The sequence below is a fragment of the Mycobacterium sp. URHB0044 genome, from assembly GCF_000620625.1.
In the GTDB taxonomy this organism is placed as follows: Bacteria; Actinomycetota; Actinomycetes; order Mycobacteriales; family Mycobacteriaceae; genus Mycobacterium.
In genome coordinates, this window is sequence record NZ_JIAW01000002.1 from 48,962 (window position 1) to 74,616 (window position 25,655).

General features: G+C 68.6%; 22 protein-coding genes. 17 read left to right on the plus strand and 5 right to left on the minus strand.

What is annotated here, in order from left to right; all coding sequences use genetic code 11:
- Positions 1-6: 6 nt before the first annotated feature.
- Entirely contained in the window at positions 7-1,536 is a 1,530-nt protein-coding gene (locus N536_RS0104235; protein WP_029112461.1) for a hypothetical protein, read from the minus strand.
- An 80-nt stretch (positions 1,537-1,616) separates the two neighbouring features.
- Between N536_RS0104235 and N536_RS0104240 the strand changes: the two genes are divergently transcribed.
- The gene (locus N536_RS0104240; protein ID WP_029112462.1) at positions 1,617-1,946 is read left to right on the plus strand and encodes a helix-turn-helix transcriptional regulator; all 330 of its coding nucleotides are present in this window, start codon (positions 1,617-1,619) and stop codon (positions 1,944-1,946) included.
- 84 nt (positions 1,947-2,030) lie between these two features.
- Positions 2,031-3,125 carry a HoxN/HupN/NixA family nickel/cobalt transporter gene (locus N536_RS0104245; RefSeq protein ID WP_029112463.1) on the plus strand — a complete coding sequence of 365 codons (1,095 nt, stop codon included), beginning with the start codon at positions 2,031-2,033 and terminating at the stop codon, positions 3,123-3,125.
- Between the two features lie 12 nt (positions 3,126-3,137).
- Here N536_RS0104245 and mtr read toward each other — a convergent pair whose 3' ends face one another.
- A complete protein-coding gene (gene mtr, locus N536_RS0104250; protein WP_029112464.1) occupies positions 3,138-4,517 on the minus strand; it encodes a mycothione reductase in 1,380 nt (459 codons plus the stop codon).
- 4 nt (positions 4,518-4,521) lie between these two features.
- Complete coding sequence (locus N536_RS0104255; RefSeq protein ID WP_029112465.1) at positions 4,522-5,547, minus strand: alpha/beta hydrolase; 1,026 nt, start codon at positions 5,545-5,547, stop codon at positions 4,522-4,524.
- Between the two features lie 142 nt (positions 5,548-5,689).
- On the opposite strand from N536_RS0104255, the gene mqo reads away from it, so the two are divergent.
- The 11 genes from mqo to N536_RS0104310 all read left to right on the plus strand — a co-directional run bounded on the left by mqo (position 5,690) and on the right by N536_RS0104310 (position 19,560).
- Positions 5,690-7,222, plus strand: coding sequence for a malate dehydrogenase (quinone) (gene mqo, locus N536_RS0104260; RefSeq protein ID WP_029112466.1), 1,533 nt, complete (start codon positions 5,690-5,692; stop codon positions 7,220-7,222).
- Positions 7,219-7,683, plus strand: coding sequence for a GNAT family N-acetyltransferase (locus N536_RS0104265; protein ID WP_029112467.1), 465 nt, complete (start codon positions 7,219-7,221; stop codon positions 7,681-7,683). The genes mqo and N536_RS0104265 overlap by 4 nt, the downstream gene beginning before the upstream one ends.
- Positions 7,680-9,536 (plus strand): magnesium chelatase subunit D family protein, encoded by a 1,857-nt coding sequence (locus tag N536_RS0104270; protein WP_029112468.1) that lies wholly within the window; start codon positions 7,680-7,682, stop codon positions 9,534-9,536. Before N536_RS0104265 ends, N536_RS0104270 begins: the two co-directional genes overlap by 4 nt.
- Before the next feature lie 23 nt (positions 9,537-9,559).
- Positions 9,560-10,174 (plus strand): cob(I)yrinic acid a,c-diamide adenosyltransferase, encoded by a 615-nt coding sequence (gene cobO / locus N536_RS0104275; RefSeq protein ID WP_029112469.1) that lies wholly within the window; start codon positions 9,560-9,562, stop codon positions 10,172-10,174.
- 74 nt (positions 10,175-10,248) lie between these two features.
- Positions 10,249-11,631 carry a cobyrinate a,c-diamide synthase gene (locus N536_RS0104280; protein WP_029112470.1) on the plus strand — a complete coding sequence of 461 codons (1,383 nt, stop codon included), beginning with the start codon at positions 10,249-10,251 and terminating at the stop codon, positions 11,629-11,631.
- 9 nt (positions 11,632-11,640) lie between these two features.
- Positions 11,641-12,837 carry a uroporphyrinogen-III C-methyltransferase gene (gene cobA / locus N536_RS0104285; RefSeq protein ID WP_029112471.1) on the plus strand — a complete coding sequence of 399 codons (1,197 nt, stop codon included), beginning with the start codon at positions 11,641-11,643 and terminating at the stop codon, positions 12,835-12,837.
- A 33-nt stretch (positions 12,838-12,870) separates the two neighbouring features.
- Positions 12,871-14,439, plus strand: a complete 1,569-nt coding sequence (locus N536_RS0104290) for an MFS transporter (RefSeq protein WP_029112472.1) — start codon at positions 12,871-12,873, stop codon at positions 14,437-14,439.
- Positions 14,440-14,496: 57 nt separating this feature from the next.
- Positions 14,497-16,002 carry an MFS transporter gene (locus N536_RS0104295; protein ID WP_029112473.1) on the plus strand — a complete coding sequence of 502 codons (1,506 nt, stop codon included), beginning with the start codon at positions 14,497-14,499 and terminating at the stop codon, positions 16,000-16,002.
- 56 nt (positions 16,003-16,058) lie between these two features.
- Positions 16,059-17,096: a hypothetical protein gene (locus tag N536_RS0104300; RefSeq protein WP_029112474.1), complete on the plus strand. Its 1,038-nt coding sequence runs from the start codon at positions 16,059-16,061 to the stop codon at positions 17,094-17,096.
- A gap of 10 nt (positions 17,097-17,106) precedes the next feature.
- On the plus strand, positions 17,107-17,787 hold the full coding sequence (locus tag N536_RS0104305; protein ID WP_029112475.1) for a VOC family protein: 681 nt from the start codon (positions 17,107-17,109) through the stop codon (positions 17,785-17,787).
- Positions 17,788-17,814: 27 nt separating this feature from the next.
- A complete protein-coding gene (locus tag N536_RS0104310; RefSeq protein WP_029112476.1) occupies positions 17,815-19,560 on the plus strand; it encodes a proline--tRNA ligase in 1,746 nt (581 codons plus the stop codon).
- Positions 19,561-19,568: 8 nt separating this feature from the next.
- Here N536_RS0104310 and N536_RS0104315 read toward each other — a convergent pair whose 3' ends face one another.
- Both N536_RS0104315 and N536_RS0104320 read right to left on the minus strand, forming a co-directional pair.
- A complete protein-coding gene (locus N536_RS0104315) occupies positions 19,569-20,048 on the minus strand; it encodes a ferritin-like domain-containing protein (RefSeq protein ID WP_029112477.1) in 480 nt (159 codons plus the stop codon).
- Complete coding sequence (locus N536_RS0104320) at positions 20,045-20,578, minus strand: hypothetical protein (RefSeq protein WP_029112478.1); 534 nt, start codon at positions 20,576-20,578, stop codon at positions 20,045-20,047. Before N536_RS0104320 ends, N536_RS0104315 begins: the two co-directional genes overlap by 4 nt.
- A gap of 155 nt (positions 20,579-20,733) precedes the next feature.
- Between N536_RS0104320 and rimP the strand changes: the two genes are divergently transcribed.
- The 4 genes from rimP to infB all read left to right on the plus strand — a co-directional run bounded on the left by rimP (position 20,734) and on the right by infB (position 25,653).
- Positions 20,734-21,330 carry a ribosome maturation factor RimP gene (rimP, locus tag N536_RS37440; protein WP_036435485.1) on the plus strand — a complete coding sequence of 199 codons (597 nt, stop codon included), beginning with the start codon at positions 20,734-20,736 and terminating at the stop codon, positions 21,328-21,330.
- Positions 21,327-22,367: a transcription termination factor NusA gene (gene nusA, locus N536_RS0104330; RefSeq protein ID WP_029112479.1), complete on the plus strand. Its 1,041-nt coding sequence runs from the start codon at positions 21,327-21,329 to the stop codon at positions 22,365-22,367. The genes rimP and nusA overlap by 4 nt, the downstream gene beginning before the upstream one ends.
- A 110-nt stretch (positions 22,368-22,477) precedes the next feature.
- On the plus strand, positions 22,478-22,786 hold the full coding sequence (locus N536_RS0104335; RefSeq protein ID WP_081809048.1) for a YlxR family protein: 309 nt from the start codon (positions 22,478-22,480) through the stop codon (positions 22,784-22,786).
- A gap of 77 nt (positions 22,787-22,863) precedes the next feature.
- Positions 22,864-25,653: a translation initiation factor IF-2 gene (gene infB / locus N536_RS0104340; protein ID WP_081809049.1), complete on the plus strand. Its 2,790-nt coding sequence runs from the start codon at positions 22,864-22,866 to the stop codon at positions 25,651-25,653.
- Positions 25,654-25,655 lie beyond the last annotated feature (2 nt).

The following is a 25,655-nucleotide window of genomic DNA, read 5'->3' on the forward strand; positions in this document are numbered from 1 at the left end:
GCATCGTCACCTGACCGAATCACCTCGATGATCTGGCCAACCCGGTCTTGGGTCTCGATACCGGGCTGCCACGCATCCATCACGGCCTGCCGCTGTTCGTCGGGCACTGAGTCGAGCGCATCGATCAGCGCCGACGCGGGCCCGTCGACGAGATCGTCGACGCGGTGCAGGAGGTAACCGGCCTCTTCGAGGTGGATGGGCCACGACGTGCCGACCGAGGGCGGTCAGACGGATGATCCCACCGATGGGAAGGGTACGTGCGTGGCGCTCGATCTGCCTGCGCTCGGTCCAGTCGATGACGCCGACGGCTTCGAGCGTCTGAAAGATGTTGCTTACGCCGCTCTGCGCAATGCCTTCCATGGTTTCCGACCATTGCGGCCAGTACGGTTCGACCTCGTTGCGCAACGCCGGTTCGACGAGTTCGACGAGCTCGTCGACGTCACCGGCCACGTCGGGGTCGAGGATGCGGGCCAGCCAGTGCACCGTGCAGCCGTCGAGCAGCTCGTGGACGGTGTCGAGGAATTCGTAGAATTGGCCACGCGACCCAAGGGCGCCGAGCTCGATGATCGCGTTGTAGACGGCGGTCGCGCGGTCGGTGGCCGATGTCCGGGACCACGCTTTCACCGGCGTCAGGCGACGGTTTCGAACCCGAACGGCGCCAGCCTTCTTCGCGATGTTGACGATCGAATTCAGCCCCGGCAGATGTTCCGTGGTGCTGGTTCGGAAGGTTCGGTCCCCGAAGGTTGGGTCCATCTCGTCGCCGGTGTCGAGCAGGTCGATCAGCGCCTTGCCGTCCGCCCGCTTGATGTTGCCTCGTTCGGTCAGCGGCTTGCCGGATTCGCCGAGATAGTCGCGCAGCGCATCGATCGTGGCGAGCATCGGCGCTTGCGCCGCGACTGATTCGACGTCGGCAAGGGGCGGCGGGATGTACAGGAACGGCAGCTCCAACGGCCCGGGTTCTTCGTCCAAGACTTGGTCGAGCGCCGCGGCCTGTTGTTCAACCGGTAGAGCTTTGAACGCGGCCATTCGGGACCGAAGTTCGGCCGTCAGCTCATCCTCGGACATCGCATTGGGTTGCGCCAGCAGCTCGATGTACCGCGGCTTGCCCGGTGGGTTGAAACCGGGGTGAGTGAGCAGGGCCTTGGACGAGCCGTTCGGGCTCGTCGACGTCTGGTGCACGGCGCCGGCGAGGCTCGCGGTCAAGTGGCTCAACCCGGCGCCGCGCGGAGACCCACCCGCCAGCCGTCCGGTGTCGCCGAGAAATTCGAGAAACGCGCCGATCGACGCGCAGAACACCGTCGACTCCTCGGCGTCGATGGTCATGCGAGGGGGACACCAGTCGAGCAGGAAGTCCACGATCTGGTCCTCGTCGACCGCACCAAGTCCTCCGCCGGCGTGCGTACGTTGCCAGTCGGCGAAGACGGCGGCATTGGCGACGGTGTCGTCGGGGTATGGATCGCCTGCGTCGGCCATCCACGAGCGGAACTCATCGAGTAGCTCAGATGTGCGGCGATCTTCGGCCAACTGCATTCCCATTCGGCGAGCGTTTCGGCTGGAATTCGTGTTCAAAGCTACGCCTGCGCCCTTCGGCGACGTTCCTGGATTAGATTCGAACCGTGGAACGGCACGGCAACCAGACGCAGGTCAAGCATGCGTCGTCCGCGTTGGCCGACGTGGACAGCGCGACCTGGACGCAGCGCTTCGATTTGCTGTCCGATCCCAACCGGCTGGAGATCCTGCTCATCCTGCACCGGACGCCGGGTATCTGCGTCAGTGACCTCGCCGCCGCGCTTGGGCGATCGGAAAACGCCGTTTCCCAAGCACTTCGGGTGCTTCGCCAGCAGGGTTGGGTCTCCAGCACGCGGGTTGGCCGCGCCGTGGCGTACCGTTTGGAGGACGAGATCGTGCACGATCTGCTGCACTGGATCGGCGCGAGACATTCCTGATCATCTGAACAGCTAGACAGATGGTGCTGGCCGGGCCTAGGCTCGACGGATGAGCGTCGCGCCGCCCCTCGGGGAAAGTGTCCGATGACCATCACCACCGAAGCGACCCCCAGCGGGGCCACCCGATTCGACCGAGCCGACTGGACGTCGGTCGCGGCGATCGGCGCCGTCGTCCTGTTCCTGCACGTATTCGGCTGGGGCGTCCTGGTATTCGGGGTTGCCCCCCAGCACATCACGCTCGGATCGGCCGGGGTTTTCGGCGTCGGGCTCGGCGTGACCGCCTACCTGCTCGGTGTCCGACACGCCTTCGACGCCGACCACATCGCGGTGATCGACAACACCACCCGCAAGCTGGTCGGGGAGGGGACGCGCTCGCTGTCCGCCGGCTTCTGGTTCTCGCTGGGGCATTCCAGCGTCGTGTTCGGTCTGGCCTTCCTGCTCGCCCTTGGCGTCAAGGCGCTCGTCGGTCCGGTACAGGACGAAGGCTCGCCGATGCTGCAGACCCTCGGGCTGATCGGCTCGCTCGTCGCAGGCACCTTCCTCATCCTGATCGGCTTGACCAACCTCTTCGCGGTGGTCGGCATCGCCAAGGTCTTCCGCAACATGCGCAGCGGCGACTTCGACGAGGAGGAGCTCGAGCGGCAACTCAACAGCCGCGGCTTCCTGGCCCGGCTGCTCGGTCGGGTGATGCGCCGGGTCAGCAAGCCGTGGCATCTGTACCCGGTCGGCTTCCTGATGGGGCTCGGGTTCGACACCGCGACACAGGTGGCGTTGCTGGTACTCGCCGCAGGCACGGCGGCGTTCACGCTGCCCTGGTACGCCATCCTGGTGCTGCCGGTTCTGTTCGCGGCCGGGATGAGCCTCTTCGATGCGGTCGACGGCATCTTCATGGCGCGGGCCTACGGTTGGGCGTTCCTCAAGCCGATCCGCAAGGTGTACTACAACCTGACCATCACCGTGCTGTCGGTGATCGTCGCCCTGATCATCGGAGTCATCGTGCTGACCGGCCTTCTGGTCGACCGGCTCGGCATCCATTCCGGGCCGTTGGCGGCCATCGGTTCGGCCGACCTCCAGTCCGTCGGTTTCGTGATCGTCGGGATGTTCGTCGCCGTCTGGGTGGTCGCCGTTGCGGTGTGGCGGTTCGGCCGCGTCGAGGAACGCTTCAGCCCGTCGAGCTAGGTCAGGCCCGAGCTAGATCAGGCCGATCAAGGCGTTCTCGATCACCTCGGACAGCGCGGGGTGAATCCAATATTGGCCGCGGGCAACCTCTTTGGCGGTCTGGCCCAGGCTCATCGCCTGGATCAACGGCTGGATGAGTGACGATGCCTGGTATCCCATCACGTGCGCGCCGAGGATCTTGCCCGTAGCCCGGTCACCGATCAGCTTGGCGATCCCGTGCTCGTCCTCCATCGCCCAGCCGTAGGCGGTATCGCCATACCGCTGCACCTTGACGACGATGTCGTAACCGGCCTTGATGGCCTCCAGTTCGGTGAGGCCGACCATCGCGATCTGCGGATCGGTGAACACCGCTGACGGCACGTACCGGTGGTCACTGCGCGTCATCGCATCGGTGTCGTCCCAGTCGAGCAGCAGGTTGTCCCGCGCGACCCGAGCTTCGTGGTTGGCGACGTGCTTGAGCTGATACGCCGACGACACATCGCCCAGGGCGAAGATGCCCCGTGCCGTGGTGCGCTGGTATTCGTCGACCACCACTGAGCCATCGTCGATCTCGACTCCTGCGAGGTGGGCGTCGAGCAGGTCGCCGCTGGGTAGCCGGCCCGTCGCCACCAGCAGCATGTCGGCGCGCAGGACGGACCCGTCGTCGAGCTCCAGTGCGACGCCCTCGGCCTCCTGCCGGGAACCGACGACGTTGCGGTGCGTACGCAGCTGCCACTTGTGCGAGGCCAGTTCGGTGAAGGCCTCGCAGATCGTCGGATCGCAATGCGTCAACAGGCCGTGTCCCCGCACGACGATGGTGACCCGCACGCCGAGGGCGGAGAAGACGTGCGCGAACTCGGCGGCGACGAAGCCGCCGCCGACGATGACCAGATGCTCGGGCAGTTCCGCGATGCGCATGATCGTGTCGCTGGTCTCGTAGTGGACGCCACAGTCGACGATCGCCGGCGGAACGTTGATCCGCGAACCCGCCGCGATCACCACCTGATCGGTGGTGAACTCGTCGCCGGCCTCGGTGCGCATCGTGTAGCGCCCATCGGGCTGCGTGGGACCGAACCGGGTGTGGCTGGCGTACACCGTGACGTTCGGCAGTGACCGTCGGTACTCCTCACCCCCGAGCGCGATCGGGTCGATGCGGCCGAACACCCGCGACACGATGTCGTTCCAGCGCACCTTGTCGACGTGGGCGTCGACGCCGAACCGCGAGCTGGTCTCGATGGTGCGCGCGACCTCGGCGGCGTAGACGAACATCTTGGTCGGGATGCATCCCACGTTGAGGCAGGTGCCGCCGAACGTGCCCTGCTCGCAGATGGCGACCTTCTTGCCGGCGTAGCGCTCGTCGAGAATGCTGTTGCCCGAACCGGTTCCGATGATCGTCAGATCGAAGTGCTCCAAAGTGTCAGCCCTGTTCCGATCGTGTGGTGGGTGGTGAGGTCCGGGTGAGCAGGTGGCGATCCAGCCAGTCGTCCAACTCACGGTAGGCCGCCGCGCGCGGTTGCGGCAGCGACAGGAACACGTCGTGCTTGGCGTCGGTGATCGGGGCGATGGTGGTGTGGTTGCCCACGCAACCGGACCACCGGGCGATCAGCGCGACGTCGAGCACGGCGTCGCCGCGTTGGATCAGTTCCGGATCGGGCGATTCCCGGACGCTGTGGTCCGACCGCAGGATCAGGTTGGGTACGCCGACGTCGAGCCCGCGGTGCAGGCGCGCTTGGCCACGGCGCACCGCATTGATCCAGCCGAACGTGACGGGGAACCCGCCGAGCGGTTTCCAGTCCAGGTTGTAGTCGAACTCGCCCGCGTAGTCGCGGTGCAGCGAGGTGCCGTAACCGCCGGGGGTCGGCTTGCGGATGACGTGCCGCTTGCGCAGCCGGGCCAGCGCGAACAGCGCCGCCGACGTGGGTGGCGTGCGCAGCACCGCGGGACCGTGCAAGTCGAAGAACGGGCTGTTCAGCACCAGTGCGCCGATGTCGACCGCGGCGCTGCCCCCGCGCCGGCGCAGCCGATCCAGCCACAACGTGGCGATGAGACCGCCGGCGGAATGCCCGTAGAGGCAGACCGTCACCCCGGGGTCGTCGGCCGCGATGATCGCCAACGCACGCTCCAGCTCCGCGTCGTAGCTCGCGAGGTCGGTCGTGAAGTGTGGCGTCTGGCCGGGCTGCCGGGAGCGCCCACACTTGTGCAGGTCGATGGCGTAGAACGTGACGCCGCGCGCGGCGAAGTGGTCGGCCAGCTCGGCGTTGAAGAAGTAATCCGTGTAGCCGTGCAGCGCAAGCACGGCATGGCGGGCGCCGCCTGCCTCCCCGCGGCGGACGAGCGTGGCGACGAGGTCACCCTCGCCGTGCGGATCCGGACCGAGCGGAATCGTCTGCTGCCAGTATCCGGGCAGCACGTCGGGCTCCCATCCAGACGCCGACGAGCTCACGACAGCTACCTTAACCGCGCGATGTGACCAATCGAACGTCGACGGGGACCGGTGGGCAGGTTGGGCCTCGAAGCGGCGGGATAACCTGATAACCAGCCAAACCGCATCGAGCGGACGTGCGACCGCGAAGGATCAAAAACCCGTGTCTGAGTCCAACGGAGCCAAGACAACGAAGACGGACGTCGTGCTGGTGGGTGCGGGCATCATGAGCGCCACCCTCGGCACGCTGCTGAAGCTCATGGAGCCCGACTGGTCGATCACGCTGATCGAGCGCCTCGACGGCGCAGCCGCCGAGAGTAGCGACCCGTGGAACAACGCGGGCACCGGGCACTCGGCGTTGTGTGAGCTGAACTACACCCCGCAGCGGCCCGACGGCACCATCGACATCAGCAAAGCGGTCCACGTCAACGAGCAGTTCCAGGTCTCCCGCCAATTCTGGTCGTACGCCGTGGAGAACGGCGTGCTGCCCGACGTGCGCAGCTTCCTCAACCCCATCCCGCACGTGGCGTTCGTGCACGGTGCCGAGCACATCGACTACCTCAAGCGCAGGCATCAGACGCTGGTCGCGAACCCCTTGTTCGCGTCGATGGAGTACATCGACGACCGCGACGAGTTCTCCCGGCGCCTGCCGCTGATGGCCGACAAGCGTGACTTCTCCGAACCCGTCGCGCTGAACTGGACGCAGGACGGCACCGACGTCGACTTCGGGTCGCTGTCGCGCCAGTTGATCGGGTTCGGTGCCCAGCGGGGCATGACGACGCTGTTCGGCCACGACGTCCGCAACCTGCACAAGGAGTCCGACGGCAGCTGGACGCTCAAGGTGACCAACCGCCGCACCAAGGCGAAGCGCAAGATCAACGCGAAGTTCGTGTTCGTCGGCGCCGGTGGCGGCGCGCTACCGTTGCTGCAGAAGTCGGGCATCGCCGAGGCCAAGGGATTCGGCGGCTTTCCGGTCGGCGGCGAGTTCCTCCGGACCGACAACGCGGCGCTGGCCGCCGCGCACCAGGCCAAGGTGTACGGGCAGCCGCCGCTCGGCGCACCGCCGATGTCGGTGCCGCACTTGGACACCCGGGTCATCAACGGGCGGTCGTGGCTGTTGTTCGGACCGTTCGCGGGCTGGTCGCCGAAGTTCCTCAAGCAGGGCAAGGTCACCGATTTGCCGTTGTCGGTCAAGCCCAACAACCTGGCCTCGATGCTGGGCGTCGGGCTCACCGAGATGAGCCTGGTGAAGTACCTGGTCGGACAGCTGCGGCTCAGCGAAGCCGACCGCGTCGATGCACTGCGCGAATTCGCGCCCGGCGCAGTCGATTCCGATTGGGAACTGGACGTCGCGGGCCAGCGCGTGCAGGTGATTCGCCGCAAGGGCGCCGGCGGGGTGCTGGAGTTCGGCACCACGGTGTTGTCGGCGGCCGATGGCAGCATCGCCGGCTTGCTCGGCGCCTCACCCGGCGCCTCCACCGCGGTGCCCGCCATGCTCGACGTGATGGAGCGCTGCTTCCCCGACCGTTACGCCGCGTGGCAGCCCAAGCTCAAGGCGATGGTGCCGTCGTTGGGCATCGAACTGTCCAACGAACCCAAGCTGTACGAGGAGGTGTGGGACTGGGGCACCAAGGCGCTCAAGCTCGACCGACCCGCCAGCGGAGTGCCCGCCGTCGGAGCCGCGGTTTCACCGTGACGGTCGTCCCCAGACGAAGCTGGGCCAAGGACCTCGACGCCGCGACGCTGTACGAACTGCTCAAGCTGCGCGTCGAGGTGTTCGTCGTCGAGCAGGCCACCCCGTATCCGGAACTGGACGGGCGTGATCTGCTCGCCGAAACGCGTCACTTCTGGCTGGAAAGCCCAGACGGACGGGTGATCTCGACGCTGCGGCTCATGGAGGAGCATCCCGGCGGGGAGAAGGCGTTCCGCATCGGGCGGGTCTGCACCAAGCGCAGCGATCGCGGTCACGGCCACACCAGCCGGTTGATGCAGGCGGCGCTGGCCGAGGTCGGTGACTACCCCTGCCGCATCGATGCGCAGACCTACCTTGAGGAGATGTACGTCAAGCACGGCTTCGTCCGCTCCGGTGACGAGTTCCTCGACGACGGAATTCCTCATGTCCCCATGGTGCGCAGCGGAATTCACGGAACCCCGTGACGTCGTATCCGTTCAGCGCGCTCGTCGGACAGGATCAGCTGCGGCTCGCCTTGGTGCTGTGCGCGGTGCGGCCGGACATCGGCGGGGTGCTGATCCGCGGCGAGAAGGGCACCGCCAAGTCGACGGCCGTGCGCGGCCTGGCGACCGTGCTGTCCGCCGTCGACGACGACGCACGGCTGGTCGAACTGCCCATCGGTGCCACCGAGGACCGCGTCGTCGGTTCACTCGACCTGCAACGCGTATTGCGCGACGGTGAGCACGCATTCAGCCCCGGCCTGCTCGCGCGCGCTCACGGTGGCGTGCTGTACGTCGACGAGGTCAACCTGCTGCACGACCACCTCGTCGACGTGCTGCTCGACGCCGCCGCGATGGGCCGGGTGCACGTCGAACGCGACGGCGTCTCGCACAGCCACGACGCCCGGTTCGTATTGATCGGCACCATGAATCCCGAAGAGGGCGAACTGCGTCCGCAGTTGCTCGACCGGTTCGGACTGACCGTCGACGTGTACGCCTCGCGCGACGTCGACGTGCGCGTCGAGGTGATCCGCAAGCGGATGGCGTTCGAGGCCGACCCGGAAGGGTTCGCCGGGCGCTACGCCGACGACGACACCGACCTGGCCCGGCGGATCGCGGCAGCCCGCGCGTTGGTGCCCGACGTGGTGTTGCCGGACGGGGAGTTGCGGCGCATCGCGGCGCTGTGTGCGGCGTTCGACGTGGACGGCATGCGCGCCGACCTGGTGATTGCACGCACCGCGGTGGCGCACGCGGCGTGGCGCGGCGCCGATACCGTTGCGGAGCAAGACATTCGCGTCGCCGCCGAATTGGCCCTGCCGCACCGGCGTCGCCGTGATCCTTTCGACGATCCCGGGTTGGACCCCGACCAGCTGGACGAGGCGCTGGCCCAGGCCGGTGACTCCGGGCCCGACGCCGAGCCGGAACCAGAACCCGATCCCGAGCCGCCGGGCGGCGGTGGAGTGTCCGGCGATTCACCGGAACACTCATCGCCCCAGCGCAATTCGCCGTCGGCCGGATCACGGCCGAACGCGCCGCCCGCGGCGACCTTCCGGACCAAGGCGCTGGTGGTGCCCGGGGTTGGCGAGGGCGCGCCCGGCCGGCGGTCCAGGGCCAGGAACCGGACCGGCACCACGGTGTCGGCCACCGACGATCCCGACGTCGGGCACGGCGTGCACATGTTCGGCACGTTGCTCGCCGCGGTGGGCCGCCAGCAGCGGCCAGGCCGGGTGTCCGTGGGCGCCGCCGACGTGCGGCGGGCGATCCGCGAAGGCCGCGAGGGCAACCTGGTCATCTTCGTCGTCGACGCGTCCGGATCGATGGCCGCACGCGACCGGATGGCGGCGGTCGGCGGGGCCACGCTGTCGTTGTTGCGCGACGCGTATCAGCGTCGGGACAAGGTCGCCGTGATCACGTTCCGCGGGCAGCAAGCCGAACTGGTGTTGCCGCCGACATCGTCGGTCCACATCGCGAGCCGCCGGCTCGCGCGGTTCGACACCGGCGGCAAGACACCGCTGGCGCAGGGCCTGTTGGCGGCGCGCGACGTGGTGGTGCGTGAGAAGACTCGCGACCGCGCGCGCCGCAGTCTGGTGGTCGTCCTCACCGACGGCCGGGCGACCGGTGGGCCCGACCCGCTGGGGCGCACGCGCCGCGCGGCGGGCCTGCTGCTGGCGGAGGGCTCCGCCGCCGTCGTGGTCGACTGCGAGACGTCCTATGTGAGACTGGGTTTGGCTGAGGATCTGGCGAACCAGTTGGGTGCACCGACCGTGCGACTAGGCCAACTTCACGCGGATTCGTTGACCAGGCTGGTCAAGTCCGAGGCCGACCTCGGCGCCGCGTGATCGACCGGTAGGGGAGAAGTTCGATGCCACAAGGCCAACCGCTCACCGTTCCCGACGATGGACTGACCACGCGCGCCCGGCGAAACGCCCCGCTGCTCGCGGTCCACACCGGGCCCGGGAAGGGCAAGTCGACGGCGGCGTTCGGCATGGCGCTGCGCGCCTGGAACCAGGGCTTCGACGTCGCTGTGTTCCAGTTCGTCAAGAGCGCCAAGTGGAAGGTGGGCGAGGAGGCGGCCTTTCGCGAGCTCGGCCGCCTGCACGACGAGCAGGGCATCGGCGGATCGGTGCAGTGGCACAAGATGGGGTCGGGCTGGTCGTGGACGCGTAAAGCGGGCAGCGACGTCGACCACGCCGCCGACGCCGCCGACGGCTGGGCCGAGATCGCCCGCAGGCTCGCCGAGGAGCGCCACGACTTCTACGTGCTCGACGAGTTCACCTATCCACTGAAGTGGGGCTGGGTGGACACCGAGAATGTGGTCGAGGTGCTCGCGTCGCGGCCGGGCCACCAGCACGTCGTGATCACCGGCCGGGACGCGCCGCAGCGGCTGATCGACGCCGCCGACCTGGTGACCGAGATGACGAAGGTCAAGCACCCGATGGACAGCGGCCGCAAGGGCCAGCGGGGCATCGAGTGGTGACCACCCCTGCGTTTTCGGCGTGCTCCGTTCCGCTCAGCGTGACGCAGCACGCCGAAATCGCGAGGTTCGAGTAGATGAGTGCCCCTGCCGTCGTGATCGCCGCACCCGCCTCGGGCAGCGGCAAGACCACGGTCGCCACCGGGCTGATGGGCGCGCTGCGGCGGGCCGGGCACCGCGTCGCGCCGTTCAAGGTCGGTCCCGACTTCATCGATCCCGGGTACCACGCGCTGGCCACCGGTCGACCGGGACGCAACCTCGACCCGGTGCTCGTCGGCGAGCAGCTGATCGGCCCGCTGTTTCGGCACGGCAGCATCGGGGCCGACATCGCCGTCGTCGAGGGCGTCATGGGACTGTTCGACGGCCGGATCTCCGAGCATGCCGTCGGCCCGGCCGAAGGGTCGACCGCGCACGTCGCCGGTCTGCTCGGCGCGCCCGTGCTGCTGGTCGTCGACGCGCGGGGCCAGAGCCACAGCATCGCCGCGCTGTTGCACGGCTTCGCCACCTTCGATCAGTCGGTGCGGATCGCGGGCGTCATCCTGAACCGGGTCGGTACGCCACGCCACGAGCAGGTGCTTCGACAGGCCTGCGAACAGGCCGGTGTTCCCGTGCTCGGCGCGATCCCGCGCGCCGACGAGTTGTCCATTCCATCAAGGCATCTCGGCCTGGTGACAGCGGTCGAGCACGGCAAGCTGGCACACGACGCCGTCACCGCGATGACCGAGCTGGTGGCCCGGCACGTCGACGTCGCCGCGGTACGCAGCGCGGCCACCTCCCGCGTCGCCGACGAGCCATGGGATCCCGCGGTCGCCGTCGGAGAACCGGCCGGTGCGGCGGTCGTCGCACTGGCCGCGGGTAAGGCGTTCAGCTTCGGCTACCCCGAGCACGCCGAACTGCTGCGAGCGGCGGGCGCCGTCGTCGCCGAGTTCGATCCGCTCACCGAGCCACTGCCCGCCAACACCGCGGCGCTCGTCGTGCCTGGCGGGTTCCCCGAACAGTTCACCGCCGAGTTGTCGGCCAACGACGTTGTCCGGCAACAGATTCGACAATTGGCCGAAGCGGGCGCGCCGATCCACGCCGAGTGCGCCGGCCTGGCCTATCTCGTCGACGACCTCGACGGCGTCCCGATGTGCGGAGTGTTGTCCGGCTCCGCTCGGTTCACCGAACGACTCACCCTCGGATACCGCAACGCCGTCGCGACGGCGGACTCCTCGATGCATCCGGCGGGGACGCGGGCCGTCGGGCACGAATTCCATCGCACGCAGGCGACGTTCGCGCGCAGCTACGAGCCGGCGTGGCGGTTCGGCCGTGGCCAAGGGGACGCCGTCGCGGACGGCGCCGTGCACGCCGGGGTGCACGCCGCCTATCTGCACGTCCATGCCGCCGCCCAGCCGCACGCAGCTGCCCGCTTCGTCACCGCGGCGGAGTCGCGTATCCGAGCCGCCCGCGGCAACCTCTAGGCTCGCCGGGTGACCGAGAACGCCTACCTCGCCGGCCTGCGGCTGTCCGGACGGAAAGTCGTTGTGGTCGGCGGCGGTACGGTCGCGCAACGCCGCCTACCCCTGCTCCTGGCCAACGGCGCCGACGTGCACGTGATCGCGCACGCGGCCACCCCCGCCGTCGAGGCCACCGAAGGCATCACGCTCGAACTGCGTGACTACCGCGACGGCGACCTCGACGGCGCCTGGTACGCGATCGCGGCGACCGACGACGCGGACGTCAACGCCGCCGTCGTGGCCGAAGCCGAACGCAGCCGGATCTTCTGCGTGCGCGCCGACGCGGCACGCGATGGCACCGCCGTCACGCCCGCCTCTTTCGAGTACGAGGGACTGTCGGTGGGCGTGCTCGCCGGCGGCGCGCACCGTCGTTCGGCGGCCATCCGGACGGCGATCCGCGAGGCCATCCAGAGCGGCGTCATCGCCGACGAGATGCCCGAAACGCTGCGTGGTGCCGTCGCACTCGTCGGCGGCGGGCCCGGCGATCCCGAGCTGATCACCGTCCGGGGCCGCAGGCTGCTCGCCCAGGCCGACGTCGTGGTCGCCGACCGGCTCGCCCCGCCGGAACTGCTCGCAGAACTCGCTCCCCACGTCGAGGTGATCGACGCCTCGAAGATCCCCTACGGCCGGGCGATGGCGCAGGATGCGATCAACGACGTGCTCATCGACCGGGCCAGGGCGGGCAAGTTCGTGGTCCGGCTCAAGGGCGGTGACCCGTTCGTCTTCGCGCGGGGCTATGAAGAGGTCATCGCGTGCGCCGATGCGGGGGTCGCGGTCTCCGTCGTACCGGGTGTGACCAGTGCCATAGCGGTTCCTGCGCTCGCGGGCGTACCCGTCACCCACCGTGGCGTCACGCACGAGTTCGTGGTGGTCAGCGGCCATGTTGCGCCCGACCACCCCGAATCGTTAGTGAATTGGAATGCGCTGGCCGCGCTGTCCGGCACGATCGTGCTGCTGATGGCGGTCGAGCGCATCGAACAGTTCGCCAAGGTCCTCCAAGAGGGGGGACGACCTGCACAAACACCGGTGCTGGTAGTCCAGCACGGGACCACGGCCGCGCAGCGCACGGTGCGCACCACGCTTGCCGAGGCGCCGGAACGGATACGCGCAGAGGGCATACGACCTCCGGCGATCATCGTGATTGGCTCCGTCGCCGCGTTCGCGGGTTAAAGGATTCTTAAGATTACTGTAAGGTAACCAGCTATGACGGCTCCCAACGACGCGAAGCGCGCCGCTGCCCGAGACGCCAGCAATCGCGCACTGCCCGTACACGTGGGGCAGGCCACCGCGGAGCGAACCAGCTGGTACCCGGCTTGGCTGCCCTCTCGACGATTCCTTGCCGCGGTCATCGCGATCGGCGGAATGCAGCTGCTCGCCACGATGGACAGCACCGTGGCCATCGTCGCGCTTCCTAAGATTCAGGACGAGCTCAACCTGTCCGACGCCGGACGTAGCTGGGTCATCACCGCCTACGTGCTGACCTTCGGTGGATTGATGCTCCTGGGTGGACGCCTCGGCGACACGATCGGGCGCAAGCGCACCTTCATCGTCGGTGTCGCGCTGTTCACCATCGCCTCGATCCTGTGCGGTGTCGCCTGGGACGAGACCACCCTGGTGATTGCCCGACTGCTGCAGGGCGTGGGTTCGGCGATCGCCTCACCCACGGGTCTGGCGCTCATCGCCACCACGTTCCCGAAGGGGCCGGCCCGCAATGCCGCCACCGCGGTGTTCGCCGCGATGACGGGCGTCGGTTCGGTGATGGGCCTCGTCGTCGGTGGCGCACTGACCGAGGTGTCCTGGCGGTGGGCCTTCCTGGTCAACGTGCCGATCGGCATCCTGATGATCTACCTGGCCCGCACCACGCTGCGCGAGACCAACCGCGAGCGGATGAAGCTGGACGCCGCAGGCGCCATCCTCGCCACGCTCGCCTGCACCGCAGCGGTGTTCGCGTTCTCGATGGGCCCGGAGAAGGGCTGGACGTCCACCGTGACGCTCGGCTCGGCTCTCGCCGCGGTCGCGTTCTTCGTCGCCTTCGTCTACGCCGAACGCACCGCGATCAACCCCGTGGTGCCGTTCAGCCTGTTCCGCGACCGCAACCGGGTGGCCACCTTCGCGGCGGTGTTCCTGGCCGGCGGCGTGATGTTCACCCTGACCGTGCTGATCGGCCTGTACGTGCAGGACATCATGGGCTACAGCGCACTGCGCGCGGGCATCGGCTTCATCCCGTTCGTCATCGCGCTCGGCATCGGGCTTGGCCTGTCGTCGGCGCTGGCGTCGCGGTTCCCGCCGCGCGTGCTGGTGATCGCCGGCGGCGTGCTGGTACTCGCGGCGATGCTCTACGGCTCGACCCTGCACGGCGACATCCCGTACTTCCCGAACCTGGTCCTGCCCATCACCGTCGGCGGATTCGGCATCGGCATGATCGTGGTGCCGCTGATGGTGTCGGCCATCGCCGGTGTCGGCTTCGACGAGATCGGCCCGGTGTCGGCGATCGCGCTGATGCTCCAGAACCTCGGCGGCCCGGTGGTACTGGCCATCATCCAGGCCGTCATCACGTCGCGCACGCTATACCTGGGCGGCACGACCGGCCCGGTGAAGAACATGGACGCCGCGCAACTGCACGCCCTGGACCAGGGCTATACCTACGGCCTGCTGTGGGTGGCGGCGGTCGCCGTCATCGTCGGTGTCGTTGCGCTGTTCATCGGCTACACCGCGGCGCAGGTCGCCCATGCCCAGGAAGTCAAGGACGCGATCGACGCCGGCGAGCTGTAACCAGCCGCGCACCGCCGCTCCACACTCCGAAATCCGCTCTGGGTAGGCTCGTCAGGCATGTCTGGCGTGGGTGGAACATCGGGCTCGACCGACCGCTCCACGGCACCCCTGTCGTCGTCGGTGCTCGGCATCGCCATCGTCGCGATCACGGGCATGCAGCTCATGTCGACGCTGGACGGCACCATCGTCATCGTCGCGCTGCCGCGGATGCAGGCCGACCTCGACCTCTCCGATGCGGGCAAGAGCTGGGTGATCACCGCCTACGTGCTGACGTTCGGTGGGCTGCTCCTGCTCGGTGGCCGTGTCGGCGACGCGATCGGGCAGAAGCGCGCGTTCCTCTCTGGCGTCGGCGTGTTCACTCTCGCCTCGCTGGTGTGCGGGCTGGCGCAGGAGGAATACACGCTGATCGCCGCACGCGCCCTGCAGGGCATCGGTGCGGCGGTGTCGGCGCCCACCGGGCTGGCGCTGATCGCCACCACGTACGCCGTCGGACACGCCCGCAACCAGGCGATGGCCGTGTCGGCTGGCATGCAGGCCACCGGCTCGGTGCTGGGCCTGGTGCTTGGCGGCCTGCTGACGGTCGTCTCGTGGCGGCTGGCATTTCTGATCAACGTGCCGATCGGCATCGTGATCATCACGATCGCCGTGCTGCGGATCCGGGAGACGCACCACGAACGGCTCAAGCTCGACGTCACCGGTGCGCTGCTGGCCACCCTCGGGTGCACGTCCGCCGTGCTGGTGTTCACCCAGGGCCCGCCCCGCGGCTGGATCGACCCGTGGGTGATCGGCGCGGGCGTCGCCGCCATCGTCTTCTTCGTCTCCTTCCTGCTCGCCGAGCGCACCGCGGAGAACCCGCTGGTGCCGTTCTCGGTGTTCAACGACCGCAATCGGGTGATGACGTTCATCGCATGGTTCCTCGGCGGCGGCGTGCTGCTGACCGTCACCGTGATGGTCGGGTTGCTCGCGCAGGACGTCCTCGGGTACTCCGCGCTGCGCGCCGGGGTGTGCTTCCTGCCGTTCGCGGTCGCCGTTGGCGTCGGCAACGTGCTGGCCACCCGGCTGGCACCGCTGATCGCGCCGCGCTGGCTGATCATCGGCGGCGGGCTCTTCGTACTCGCCGCCATGCTGTACGGCTCGACGTTGACGCGTGACATTCCGTACTTCCCGGACCTGTTCGGGCCGATCGTGGTGGGCGGCTTCGGAATCGGCGTGATTTCGGTGATCCTGCCACTGTGTGCCGTTGCGGGGGTGGGGCCACGGGAGATCGGGCCGGTCTCGGCGATCACGCTGATGGTGCAGAACCTCGGCGGCCCGCTGGTGTTGGTGGTGATCATGGCGGTGCAGACGTCGCGCACCCTGTACCTCGGGGGCACCACGGGACCCGTGAAGAACATGACGCCGGCTCAGCTCGATGCGCTCGGCTACGGCTACACGTATTCCCTGCTATGGGTGGCCGGCATCTCCATCCTCGTCGGCATTGCCGCGTTCTGGATCGGCTTCTCGGCCCGCGACATCGCCCGCGCCCAACACACCAGGGAAGCCGTTGAGGCGGGCGAGCTGTAGCGAACTCGTTATGCGTCGATCGGTTGAAGCGAATTCAATCGGGTAGTTCGGTGTCCATGCGTTTGGGAGTGCTGGACGTCGGCTCGAATGCCGCGCAGTTGCAGGTGGTGGACGCGCGCGCCGGCGCCCCACCGCTACCGATTCACGCGGTGAAGGTACCCACCGAGCTCGGTGAGGAAGTCGGGGCGCAGGGATCCATTTCCCCGGAAGGTGCCAGCCGGGTCGTCGCGGCGGTGCAGCAGGCGCTCGACGCGGCTCGCGGCTTGACCGTCGATCAGCTGTACCCGTTCGTCACCGCGGCCATCAGGGACGCAAGCAACCGCGACGCCATCCTCGAGCGGGTACTCGCCGAGACCGGTGTTCGGCTCGACTATCTCACCGGCGAGCAGGAGGCGCGGCTGACGTACCTGGCGGTGCGCAACTGGTACGGATGGCAAGCGGGCCGGTTGCTCAACGTCGACATCGGTGGCGGGTCGATGGAACTGGCGTTCGGGCGCGACGCGGTCCCGGAGCTGGCCGTATCGCTTCCGCTGGGTGCTGGCCGGGTCAGCACGGCGTTCCTTCAGCCCGACCCGCCGTCGCAGACTCAGATCAAGATCTTGCGCCAGTACGTACGCGCGCAGTTGCACGAAGTCGTCAACAGAGTGCAATGGGAAGGCACGCCGCGGCGCGTGGTGGCAACCTCCAAGACGTTCAAGCAGCTGGCCCGCCTGAACGGTGCCCCGCGCGGCAGGGAAGGCCCATTCGTCCGCCGCACGGTGTCGAGAGCCCAAGTCCGCGAGTCGATTCCGCGGCTGATGGACGTCGCTGCGCGCGACCGCGGCAAGTTACGTGGCATCAAGCCGTCACGCGCCTGGCAGATCGTCGGGGGCGCCGTGGTTGCCTACGAGACGATGCGGTGTCTCGGCATCGAGGAGGCCGAGGTCAGCCCATGGGCGCTACGCGAGGGGATCGTGCTCCAGCACCTGTCGTCGCTGGGAGCCGACGAGCGACTGGCGTTGCAGCCGATGACCTTCCACCAACCTCAGGACTCGGCCACCATCACGCGACTGCGCGAAGGAACTTCGATGGCGGGTGTGCGCTCGTCGAACTAGCGTTGCCGCCATGGACGAGTCCGCGCGGGTCACGCGCCAACAGGTGTCCGACTCCGTCAGCCCACTGGGCTGGCGACTCGTGCTCGGCGCCATTCACACCGAGGTGCTGACGCCCTCCCTGGTAGCGGCGGCGGAGGCGGCGACGCTGTCGGTGTCTGCGGTCGGTGATGACGGGCAGGGGCACTTGACCGTCGACGTTCGCTCGGACCGGGCGGTGCTGCGGCTGCGGTCCGCGGATGTCGGGGCGGTCACCGGCCGCGACGTGCGACTGGCGCGGGAAGTGTCGAATGCCCTCTCCGCGAACGGAATGCGTGCAACGCCAGGCGCCGGTTCGCTGCAGGCGTTGGAGATTGCGATCGACGCGCTCGACATCCCGGCCGTGCGGCCGTTCTGGAAGGCGATCACCGGATACGTCGACGAGCCGGGGCCGTCGGATCTGTCCAACGGGCTGATCGACCCAATTGGTCGTGGTCCCGCGATCTGGTTTCAGCAGATGGACGAGCCGCGCCTTCAACGCAGTCGGATCCACCTCGACGTCGACGTGCCGCACGACGTCGCCACCCCGCGGATCGACGCCGCGATCGCCGCGGGCGGCAGGCTGCTCTACGACGAGGAAGCACCTGCGTTCTGGGTGCTCGCCGATCCCGAGGGCAACGAAGCGTGCATCTGCACGTGGCAGGGGAGGGACTGATCGGGGGCATGGCTAAGGTGGTCGCCTGTGATTACCCGCATGTCCGAGCTGTTCCTGCGAACGCTGCGCGACGACCCGGCCGACGCCGAAGTACCGAGCCACAAACTGTTGATCCGGGCCGGTTACGTCCGACCCGTCGGCCCGGGGCTGTACAGCTGGCTGCCGCTGGGCCTGCGGGTGCTGCGCAAGATCGAGCGCGTGGTCCGCGAGGAGATGAACGCCATCGGCGGGCAGGAGATCCTGTTCCCCGCGCTGTTGCCGCGCGCACCGTACGAGGCGACGAACCGCTGGACGGAGTACGGCGACGGCGTGTTCCGGCTCAAGGACCGGCGGGGTAACGACTATCTGCTCGGTCCCACGCACGAGGAACTCTTCACGCTGACGGTCAAGGGGGAGTACAGCTCCTACAAGGACTTTCCGCTGCGGCTCTACCAGATCCAGACCAAGTACCGCGACGAGGCGCGGCCGCGGGCAGGCATCCTGCGCGGCCGGGAATTCGTGATGAAGGACTCCTACTCGTTCGACGTGGACGACGAAGGCCTGCAGGCGGCCTACGACGCGCACCGCGAGGCGTACCAGAAGATCTTCGAGCGCCTCGACGTGCGCTACGTCATCGTGTCGGCGGTCTCGGGGGCCATGGGCGGAAGCGCGTCGGAGGAGTTCCTCGCCGAGAGCGAGGTTGGCGAGGACACCTTCGTGCGGTGCATGGAGTCCGGGTACGCCGCCAACGTGGAGGCCGTCACCACCATCGCTCCGCCGTCACCGCCGATCGAGGGACTGCCGGAGGCGAAGGTCTACGACACTCCGGGCACCCCCACGATCGCCACCCTGGTGGAGTGGGCCAACAGCGCGGATCTCGGCTTCGAGGTCACCGCCGCCGACACCCTGAAGAACGTGCTGTTGAAGGTGCGTCAGCCCGGTGGCGACTGGGAGCTGCTGGCCATCGGCGTGCCGGGTGACCGCGAGGTCGACGACAAGCGGCTCGGTGCCGCACTCGATCCGGCCGAGTACGTGTTGCTCAATGAGGCGGATTTCGCGAGCAATCCATTCCTGGTCAAGGGTTACATCGGACCGAAGGCGTTACAGGACAACGGTGTTCGCTACCTGGTCGATCCGCGCGTGGTGGACGGCACCTCGTGGATCACCGGTGCGGACGCGCCGGGCCGACACGTGGTGGGTCTGGTCGCGGGCCGCGACTTCACCCCCGACGGCACGATCGAGGCGGCGCAGGTGCGCGACGGCGATCCGTCGCCGGACGGCGCCGGTCCGCTGGTGTCCGCACGCGGTATCGAGATCGGCCACATCTTCCAGCTCGGCCGCAAGTACACCGACACGTTCAGCGTCGACGTGCTCGGCGAGAACGGCAAGCCGGCACGGCTGACCATGGGCTCCTACGGGGTCGGGGTGTCGCGGATGGTCGCGGTCATCGCCGAGCAGCACCACGACGAGCTGGGTCTGCGCTGGCCTGCGTCGGTGTCCCCGTTCGACGTCCACGTGGTGATCGCCAACAAGGACGCCGAGGCGCGTGCCGGTGCGACCGAACTGGCCGCAACGCTCGATCGGGTGGGCGTCGAGGTGTTACTCGACGACCGGACGGTATCGCCGGGAGTGAAGTTCAAGGACGCCGAGCTGCTGGGCGTGCCGTGGATCGTGGTGGTGGGTCGCGGCTGGGCCGACGGTGTGGTCGAGTTCCGCAACCGGTTCACCGGCGAGAAGCGCGACATCGGCGCGGACAACGCCGCGGCCGACATCACCGCGGCCATCACGGCCTAGCGTTCCCCCTACTCGCTGCCGCCGGGGAACGCGACGGTGTCCGGCGCAAGATTCAGCACGCCGCGCCACTTGGCGGCGGTGACCGCGCACTGCGTAAGGGCCGTCACCGCGAACGTGCGGTCCTCGCTGGTGGTGGCCTGTTCGAGGACCGCGCGCCACGCCGCCGCGCAGTCCTCCTCCATCCGCAGCGCCAACTTCGCCGCGTCGGTGGGGCTGTCGACCTCGATCGGCATCTGATAGCCGGCGGCCGGCAGCGGAGCAGGCACACCACGGCCGCCGAGTCGCGCGATGGCCTCCTCGCGGAGTTCGCGGTGCCCGGCCATCGCTTCGGACACCAGGTCGTTCACGGCCGGCGTCGAGTGCGCGGACACCAGGCCGTACCCGTAGATCGCGCCATGTTCGACCGCGACGGCGTCGTACAACGCGGCGTCAGGACCGGCCGGGGGCCGAGACGGGCTCGGCTCCGCCGATGTCTGTGGTGACGTCACGACTTGCCTCCGCCGAGTGCAACGCTGAACGCCGCCGTGCACGATGCGGCGATGGAGCCGAGTAGGCCCGCGGCGTAGCCGGATTGCTGGGCCGCCAACTGCCCAGCGCCGTCGGCGGACTGCTTGAGTGCGGCGATCACGTCCTGCGCCGTGGGTGGCGGAAGCGGTTCGGCCGACGTGCCGGTCGACGTGGGCTCCGACGACGCAGAGGACGAGGCGGAGGCTGACGGGGGCGCGTCGCCGGAGATCCGGGTGATCTCGTCGGAGAGCGCCTGGGCGTGCGCGGACCGCTCGGCGGCCACGGTGTTCAAGGTCGCGGCGATCTCGGGACGGGCGGCGGTCGCCGCGCCGGCCGCGAGCTCACTGTCGGCGCGCGCACGGTCCAGTTGTGTGACGAGCCCGTCTATCTCGGGCCGCGGGGCCGGTGCGTTGCAGCCGGCCGCCGTCGCAGACAGCAGTGCCAGCGCCGCGCCACCGATCAGGACGCGCCGCCTGCTGACGGACGGAGAGGTGACGGGCACTGTGGACATCGGGGACATCCTGCCATTGCCTGCCGGCCGAGGATCGGCTGGACGCCGCCGCACGTTTGCCAATTGGGCATCCCGCGCTGGCGTATCGTTGATACTCGATTCCGAGTCATCCACTCTCGGATCGTGTCCGCACAACTCAAGACGAGGAGCTCGCCGTGGCATCGGATGCACCGCTGCGGTCCACGCGACTGCCGTCGCAGCAGCAGGTGATCGAGCTACTCGGGGAAGAGTTCGCGCGCGCCGGATACGACATCGAGGACGTCGTCGTCGAGGCTGCCACCAAACCGCCGCGCATCGTCGTGGTCGCCGATGCCGACCAGGGCCTTGACCTGGAGGCAGTTGCGGCCTTGTCGCGGTCGGCGTCCGAACTGCTCGACGGGCTCGAGCAGTCCACCGGAGAGTTGGATCCGTACGTGCTCGAGGTGACCTCGCCAGGAGTGGACCGGCCGCTGACGTCGGACCGGCACTTTCGCCGGGCCCGCGGTCGCAAGGTGGAGATGACGTTGTCCGATGGTTCGCAGTTGACCGGACGGCTGGGTGAACTCGCCGGGGGCGTGCTGCGGCTGGTCGTCGCAGAGGGCGGCCACGGAAAGTACTCCGTTCGCGAGGTTCCACGCGAGGCGGTCACGAAAGCCATTGTCCAGGTTGAGTTCTCGCCGCCTAGTCGGCGTGAGTTGGAGCTCTCCGGCGGGCAGGAGCGTAGCGACTCGGGAATTAATTCAGGTCAATCCGGAAAGGAGGCCGAAGCATGAACATCGACATGGCGGCACTACACGCCATCGAGGCTGACAAGGGAATCACGGTCGACGTCGTCGTCGAGACGATCAAGAGCGCACTGCTCACCGCGTATCGCCACACCGAGGGGCACGAAGCCGAAGCCCGCATCGACATCGACCGCAAGACCGGCGTCGTCAAGGTGATGGCGCGTGAGACGGACGAAGACGGCAACCTGATCAGCGAATGGGACGACACCCCAGAGGGTTTCGGCCGCATCGCCGCCACCACCGCCCGTCAGGTGATCCTGCAGCGGCTGCGCGACGCCGAGAACGAGAAGAACTACGGCGAGTTCTCCGCCCGCGAAGGCGACATCGTCGCAGGCGTGATCCAGCGCGACGCCAGGGCCAACGCCCGCGGCCTCGTGGTCGTGCGCGTCGGCAGCGAGACCAAGGGTTCCGAGGGCGTGATCCCCGCCGCCGAGCAGGTGCCGGGGGAGCGGTACGAGCACGGCGACCGGCTGCGGTGCTACGTCGTCGGCGTTGCGCGCGGCGCCCGCGAGCCACTGATCACGCTGTCGCGTACCCACCCCAACCTGGTGCGCAAGCTGTTCTCTCTCGAGGTGCCCGAGATCGCCGACGGTTCCGTCGAGATCGTCGCGGTGGCCCGCGAGGCCGGTCACCGGTCGAAGATCGCCGTCTCGTCGCGGGTGTCGGGGCTCAACGCCAAGGGCGCCTGCATCGGGCCGATGGGGCAGCGGGTGCGCAACGTCATGAGCGAGTTGTCGGGCGAGAAGATCGACATCATCGACTACGACGAGGACCCGGCGCGATTCGTCGCCAATGCGCTGTCCCCGGCCAAGGTGGTGTCGGTCGGCGTCATCGACGAGGCGGGCCGCGCCGCGCGCGTCGTGGTTCCGGACTTCCAGCTGTCGCTGGCCATCGGCAAGGAGGGGCAAAACGCCCGGCTGGCCGCGAGGCTCACAGGATGGCGGATCGACATTCGCAGTGACGCCGCCCCCGTACCGGACGTGCCGTCTGCCGGAGCGACGCGCGGAGCCGCGTCCGACGGGTAGGGCCGGACACGCGATTCTGTCTGCGGGAGCTCCTGACGCTAGACTGAACCGTGATCCAGCGCGAGACTTCTGCCTCCGCGCGCGACCGCCCCGACCACCCCGTCGGACCAGTGCGGACGTGCATCGGTTGCAGGAAACGAGAGCTGGCCGTCGAACTGCTTCGAGTAGTCGCCGAGCGCCACGGGAACGACGCTTACGTCGTGACCGTTGACTCAGCGGGTAATCTGCCGGGGCGGGGTGCGTGGCTGCATCCCGACCAGCAGTGCCTACGCGTGGCAATCCGGCGGCGAGCTTTCGCCCGAGCGTTGCGCATCACCGGTTCGCCGGACACCTCCGCGGTGGTCGAGTACTTCAGTTCACTGGATGACTCGGTCACCCTGGCAACAGAACAGGCAGCGAAGAACATGAGCACACCGTGAAGTCTCGATGACCATGCGTCATAGCTAAACCCGAGGCGCGGCCTACAACCGCTGTCGCCTCTTAGACAGGAGTTGTAGTGGCAGGTAAGGCCCGCGTACACGAGTTGGCGAAAGAACTCGGTGTAACCAGCAAGCAAGTGCTCGCCCGACTTAGTGAACAGGGCGAATTCGTAAAATCAGCGTCTTCCACCGTGGAGGCTCCCGTCGCCAGGCGACTGCGTGAGTCCTTCGGCGGATCGAAGCCTGCGCCCGGCAAGGCTGCAGGCAACGGTGCCTCGAGTGCGCCCGCCGCGGCCGCCAGGCCCGCCGCAGCAGCCGAGGCCAACGGATCGGCCGGCGGCGTGGCCACCGCGCCACCCAAGCCCGCAGGTCCCAAGCCCGCACCCCCCGCTCCGCCCGTGGCACCACCGCCGCCCGCGGCAGCACCGGCGCCCCCGCCAGCACCCGAAGCCCCCGCGGCTCCGGCGGCTCCTGCGGCCAGCACTGACGCCGCACCCGCTGCACCCGCCCGTCCCGGCGGCCCCACCCCGGGTCCCCGGCCCGGCCCCCGCACGCCACGGGTCGGCAACAACCCCTTCTCCTCGGCGCAGCCCGTCGAGCGTCCGGCCCCGCGCCCACCCGCGTCGGGCGCACCGCCTCGCCCCGGTGGCGGACCACGGCCCGGTGGCGGACCTCGCCCCGGCGCGACGCCCGGCAACATGCCTCCTCGTCCGCCCGGCGCCCGTCCCGGCGCTGCAACCGGTCGTCCCGGTGGTGCCCGGCCGGGCCCCGGCGCCCGCGGACCCGGCGGCGGCGGTCGTCCGGGTGGTCCCGGTGGCGCAGGCGGCGGTGGCGGTAACTACCGCGGTGGCGGTGCCGGCGGCGCAGGAGCGCCAGGTGGCGCACCCGCAGGCGGTTTCCGCGGACGCCCAGGTGGCGGTGGCGGCGGTCGTCCCGGCCAGCGCGGCGGAGCGGCAGGCGCCTTCGGTCGTCCCGGCGGCGCGGTCCGACGCGGCCGTAAGTCGAAGCGGCAGAAGCGCCAGGAATACGACTCGATGCAGGCACCGGTCGTCGGTGGCGTGCGGTTGCCGCACGGCAACGGCGAGACCATCCGGCTGGCCCGCGGTGCGTCGTTGGTGGACTTCGCCGAGAAGATCGACGCCAACCCGGCATCGCTCGTGCAGGCGCTGTTCAACCTCGGTGAGATGGTCACCGCCACCCAGTCGGTGGGTGACGAGACCCTCGAGCTGCTCGGCAGCGAGATGAACTACGTCGTTCAGGTCGTCTCCCCGGAGGACGAGGACCGCGAGCTGCTGCAGTCCTTCGACCTCACCTACGGCGAGGACGAGGGCGGCGAAGAGGACCTCGAGTTCCGTCCGCCGGTCGTCACGGTCATGGGTCACGTCGACCACGGCAAGACCCGCCTGCTGGACACCATCCGGCAGGCCAACGTCCGCGAGGGCGAGGCCGGTGGCATCACCCAGCACATCGGTGCCTACCAGGTCCTCACCGAACTGGACGGCAACGAGCGGCTGGTCACCTTCATCGACACCCCCGGTCACGAGGCGTTCACCGCCATGCGTGCCCGTGGTGCGAAGGCCACCGACATCGCGATCCTGGTGGTCGCCGCCGACGACGGCGTCATGCCGCAGACGGTGGAGGCCATCAACCACGCACAGGCGGCCGACGTGCCGATCGTGGTGGCGGTCAACAAGATCGACAAGGAAGGCGCCGACCCGGCCAAGATCCGGGCACAGCTGACCGAATACAACCTGGTCGCCGAGGACTTCGGTGGCGAGACCATGTTCGTCGACATCTCGGCCAAGCAGGGCACCAACATCGACGCACTGCTCGAAGCAGTGCTGCTGACCGCGGATGCCACGCTCGACCTGCGGGCCAACCCCGACATGGAGGCTCAGGGTGTCGCGATCGAGGCGCACCTGGACCGTGGCCGTGGACCGGTGGCGACCGTGCTGATCCAGCGCGGCACGCTGCGGGTCGGCGACTCGATCGTCGCCGGCGACGCGTATGGCCGCGTCCGGCGCATGGTCGACGAGCACGGCGAGGACGTCGAGGAGGCGCTGCCGTCGCGTCCGGTTCAGGTCGTCGGCTTCACGTCGGTGCCCGGTGCCGGTGACAACCTGCTCGTCGTCGACGAGGACAGGATCGCCCGGCAGATCGCCGACCGGCGCAGCGCGCGCAAGCGCAATGCGTTGGCCGCGCGTACCCGCAAGCGCATCAGCCTGGACGATCTGGATGCGGCGCTGAAGGAAACCAGCCAGCTGAACCTGATCCTGAAGGGCGACAACTCCGGCACCGTCGAGGCGCTGGAGGAGGCCCTGCTGGGCATCGACATCGGCGACGAGGTCGAACTGCGCGTCATCGACCGCGGCGTCGGCGGTGTCACCGAGACCAACGTCAACCTGGCGTCGGCCTCGAATGCCATCATCATCGGCTTCAACGTCCGTGCGGAGGGCAAGGCCACCGAGCTGGCCAACCGCGAGGGTGTCGACATCCGGTACTACTCGGTGATCTACCAGGCCATCGATGAGATCCAGGCGGCCCTGAAGGGCATGCTCAAGCCGGTCTACGAGGAGAAGGAACTCGGCCGCGCCGAGATCCGGGCGATCTTCCGGTCGTCGAAGGTCGGCAACATCGCCGGCTGCCTCGTCACCTCGGGCATCATCCGTCGCAACGCGAAGGCACGCCTCATCCGCGACAACGTCGTGGTGGCCGAGACGGTCACCATCTCGTCGCTGAAGCGGGAGAAGGACGACGCCACCGAGGTTCGCGACGGCTACGAATGTGGTCTCACCTTGACGTACAACGACATCAAGGAAGGCGACGTCATCGAGGCGTACGAGCTCGTTGAAAAAGCTCGTGTGTAGGC

What these genes read in the sequence shown, in the direction of transcription:
- N536_RS0104235 (WP_029112461.1), bottom strand. Translation starts at nt 1,536, where the DNA reads ATGGGAATGCAGTTGGCCGAAGATCGCCGCACATCTGAGCTACTCGAT.
- N536_RS0104245 (WP_029112463.1), top strand. Translation starts at nt 2,031, where the DNA reads ATGACCATCACCACCGAAGCGACCCCCAGCGGGGCCACCCGATTCGAC.
- cobO (WP_029112469.1), top strand. Translation starts at nt 9,560, where the DNA reads ATGCCACAAGGCCAACCGCTCACCGTTCCCGACGATGGACTGACCACG.
- N536_RS0104280 (WP_029112470.1), top strand. Translation starts at nt 10,249, where the DNA reads ATGAGTGCCCCTGCCGTCGTGATCGCCGCACCCGCCTCGGGCAGCGGC.
- N536_RS0104290 (WP_029112472.1), top strand. Translation starts at nt 12,871, where the DNA reads ATGACGGCTCCCAACGACGCGAAGCGCGCCGCTGCCCGAGACGCCAGC.
- N536_RS0104295 (WP_029112473.1), top strand. Translation starts at nt 14,497, where the DNA reads ATGTCTGGCGTGGGTGGAACATCGGGCTCGACCGACCGCTCCACGGCA.
- N536_RS0104300 (WP_029112474.1), top strand. Translation starts at nt 16,059, where the DNA reads ATGCGTTTGGGAGTGCTGGACGTCGGCTCGAATGCCGCGCAGTTGCAG.
- N536_RS0104305 (WP_029112475.1), top strand. Translation starts at nt 17,107, where the DNA reads ATGGACGAGTCCGCGCGGGTCACGCGCCAACAGGTGTCCGACTCCGTC.
- N536_RS0104320 (WP_029112478.1), bottom strand. Translation starts at nt 20,578, where the DNA reads ATGTCCACAGTGCCCGTCACCTCTCCGTCCGTCAGCAGGCGGCGCGTC.
- nusA (WP_029112479.1), top strand. Translation starts at nt 21,327, where the DNA reads ATGAACATCGACATGGCGGCACTACACGCCATCGAGGCTGACAAGGGA.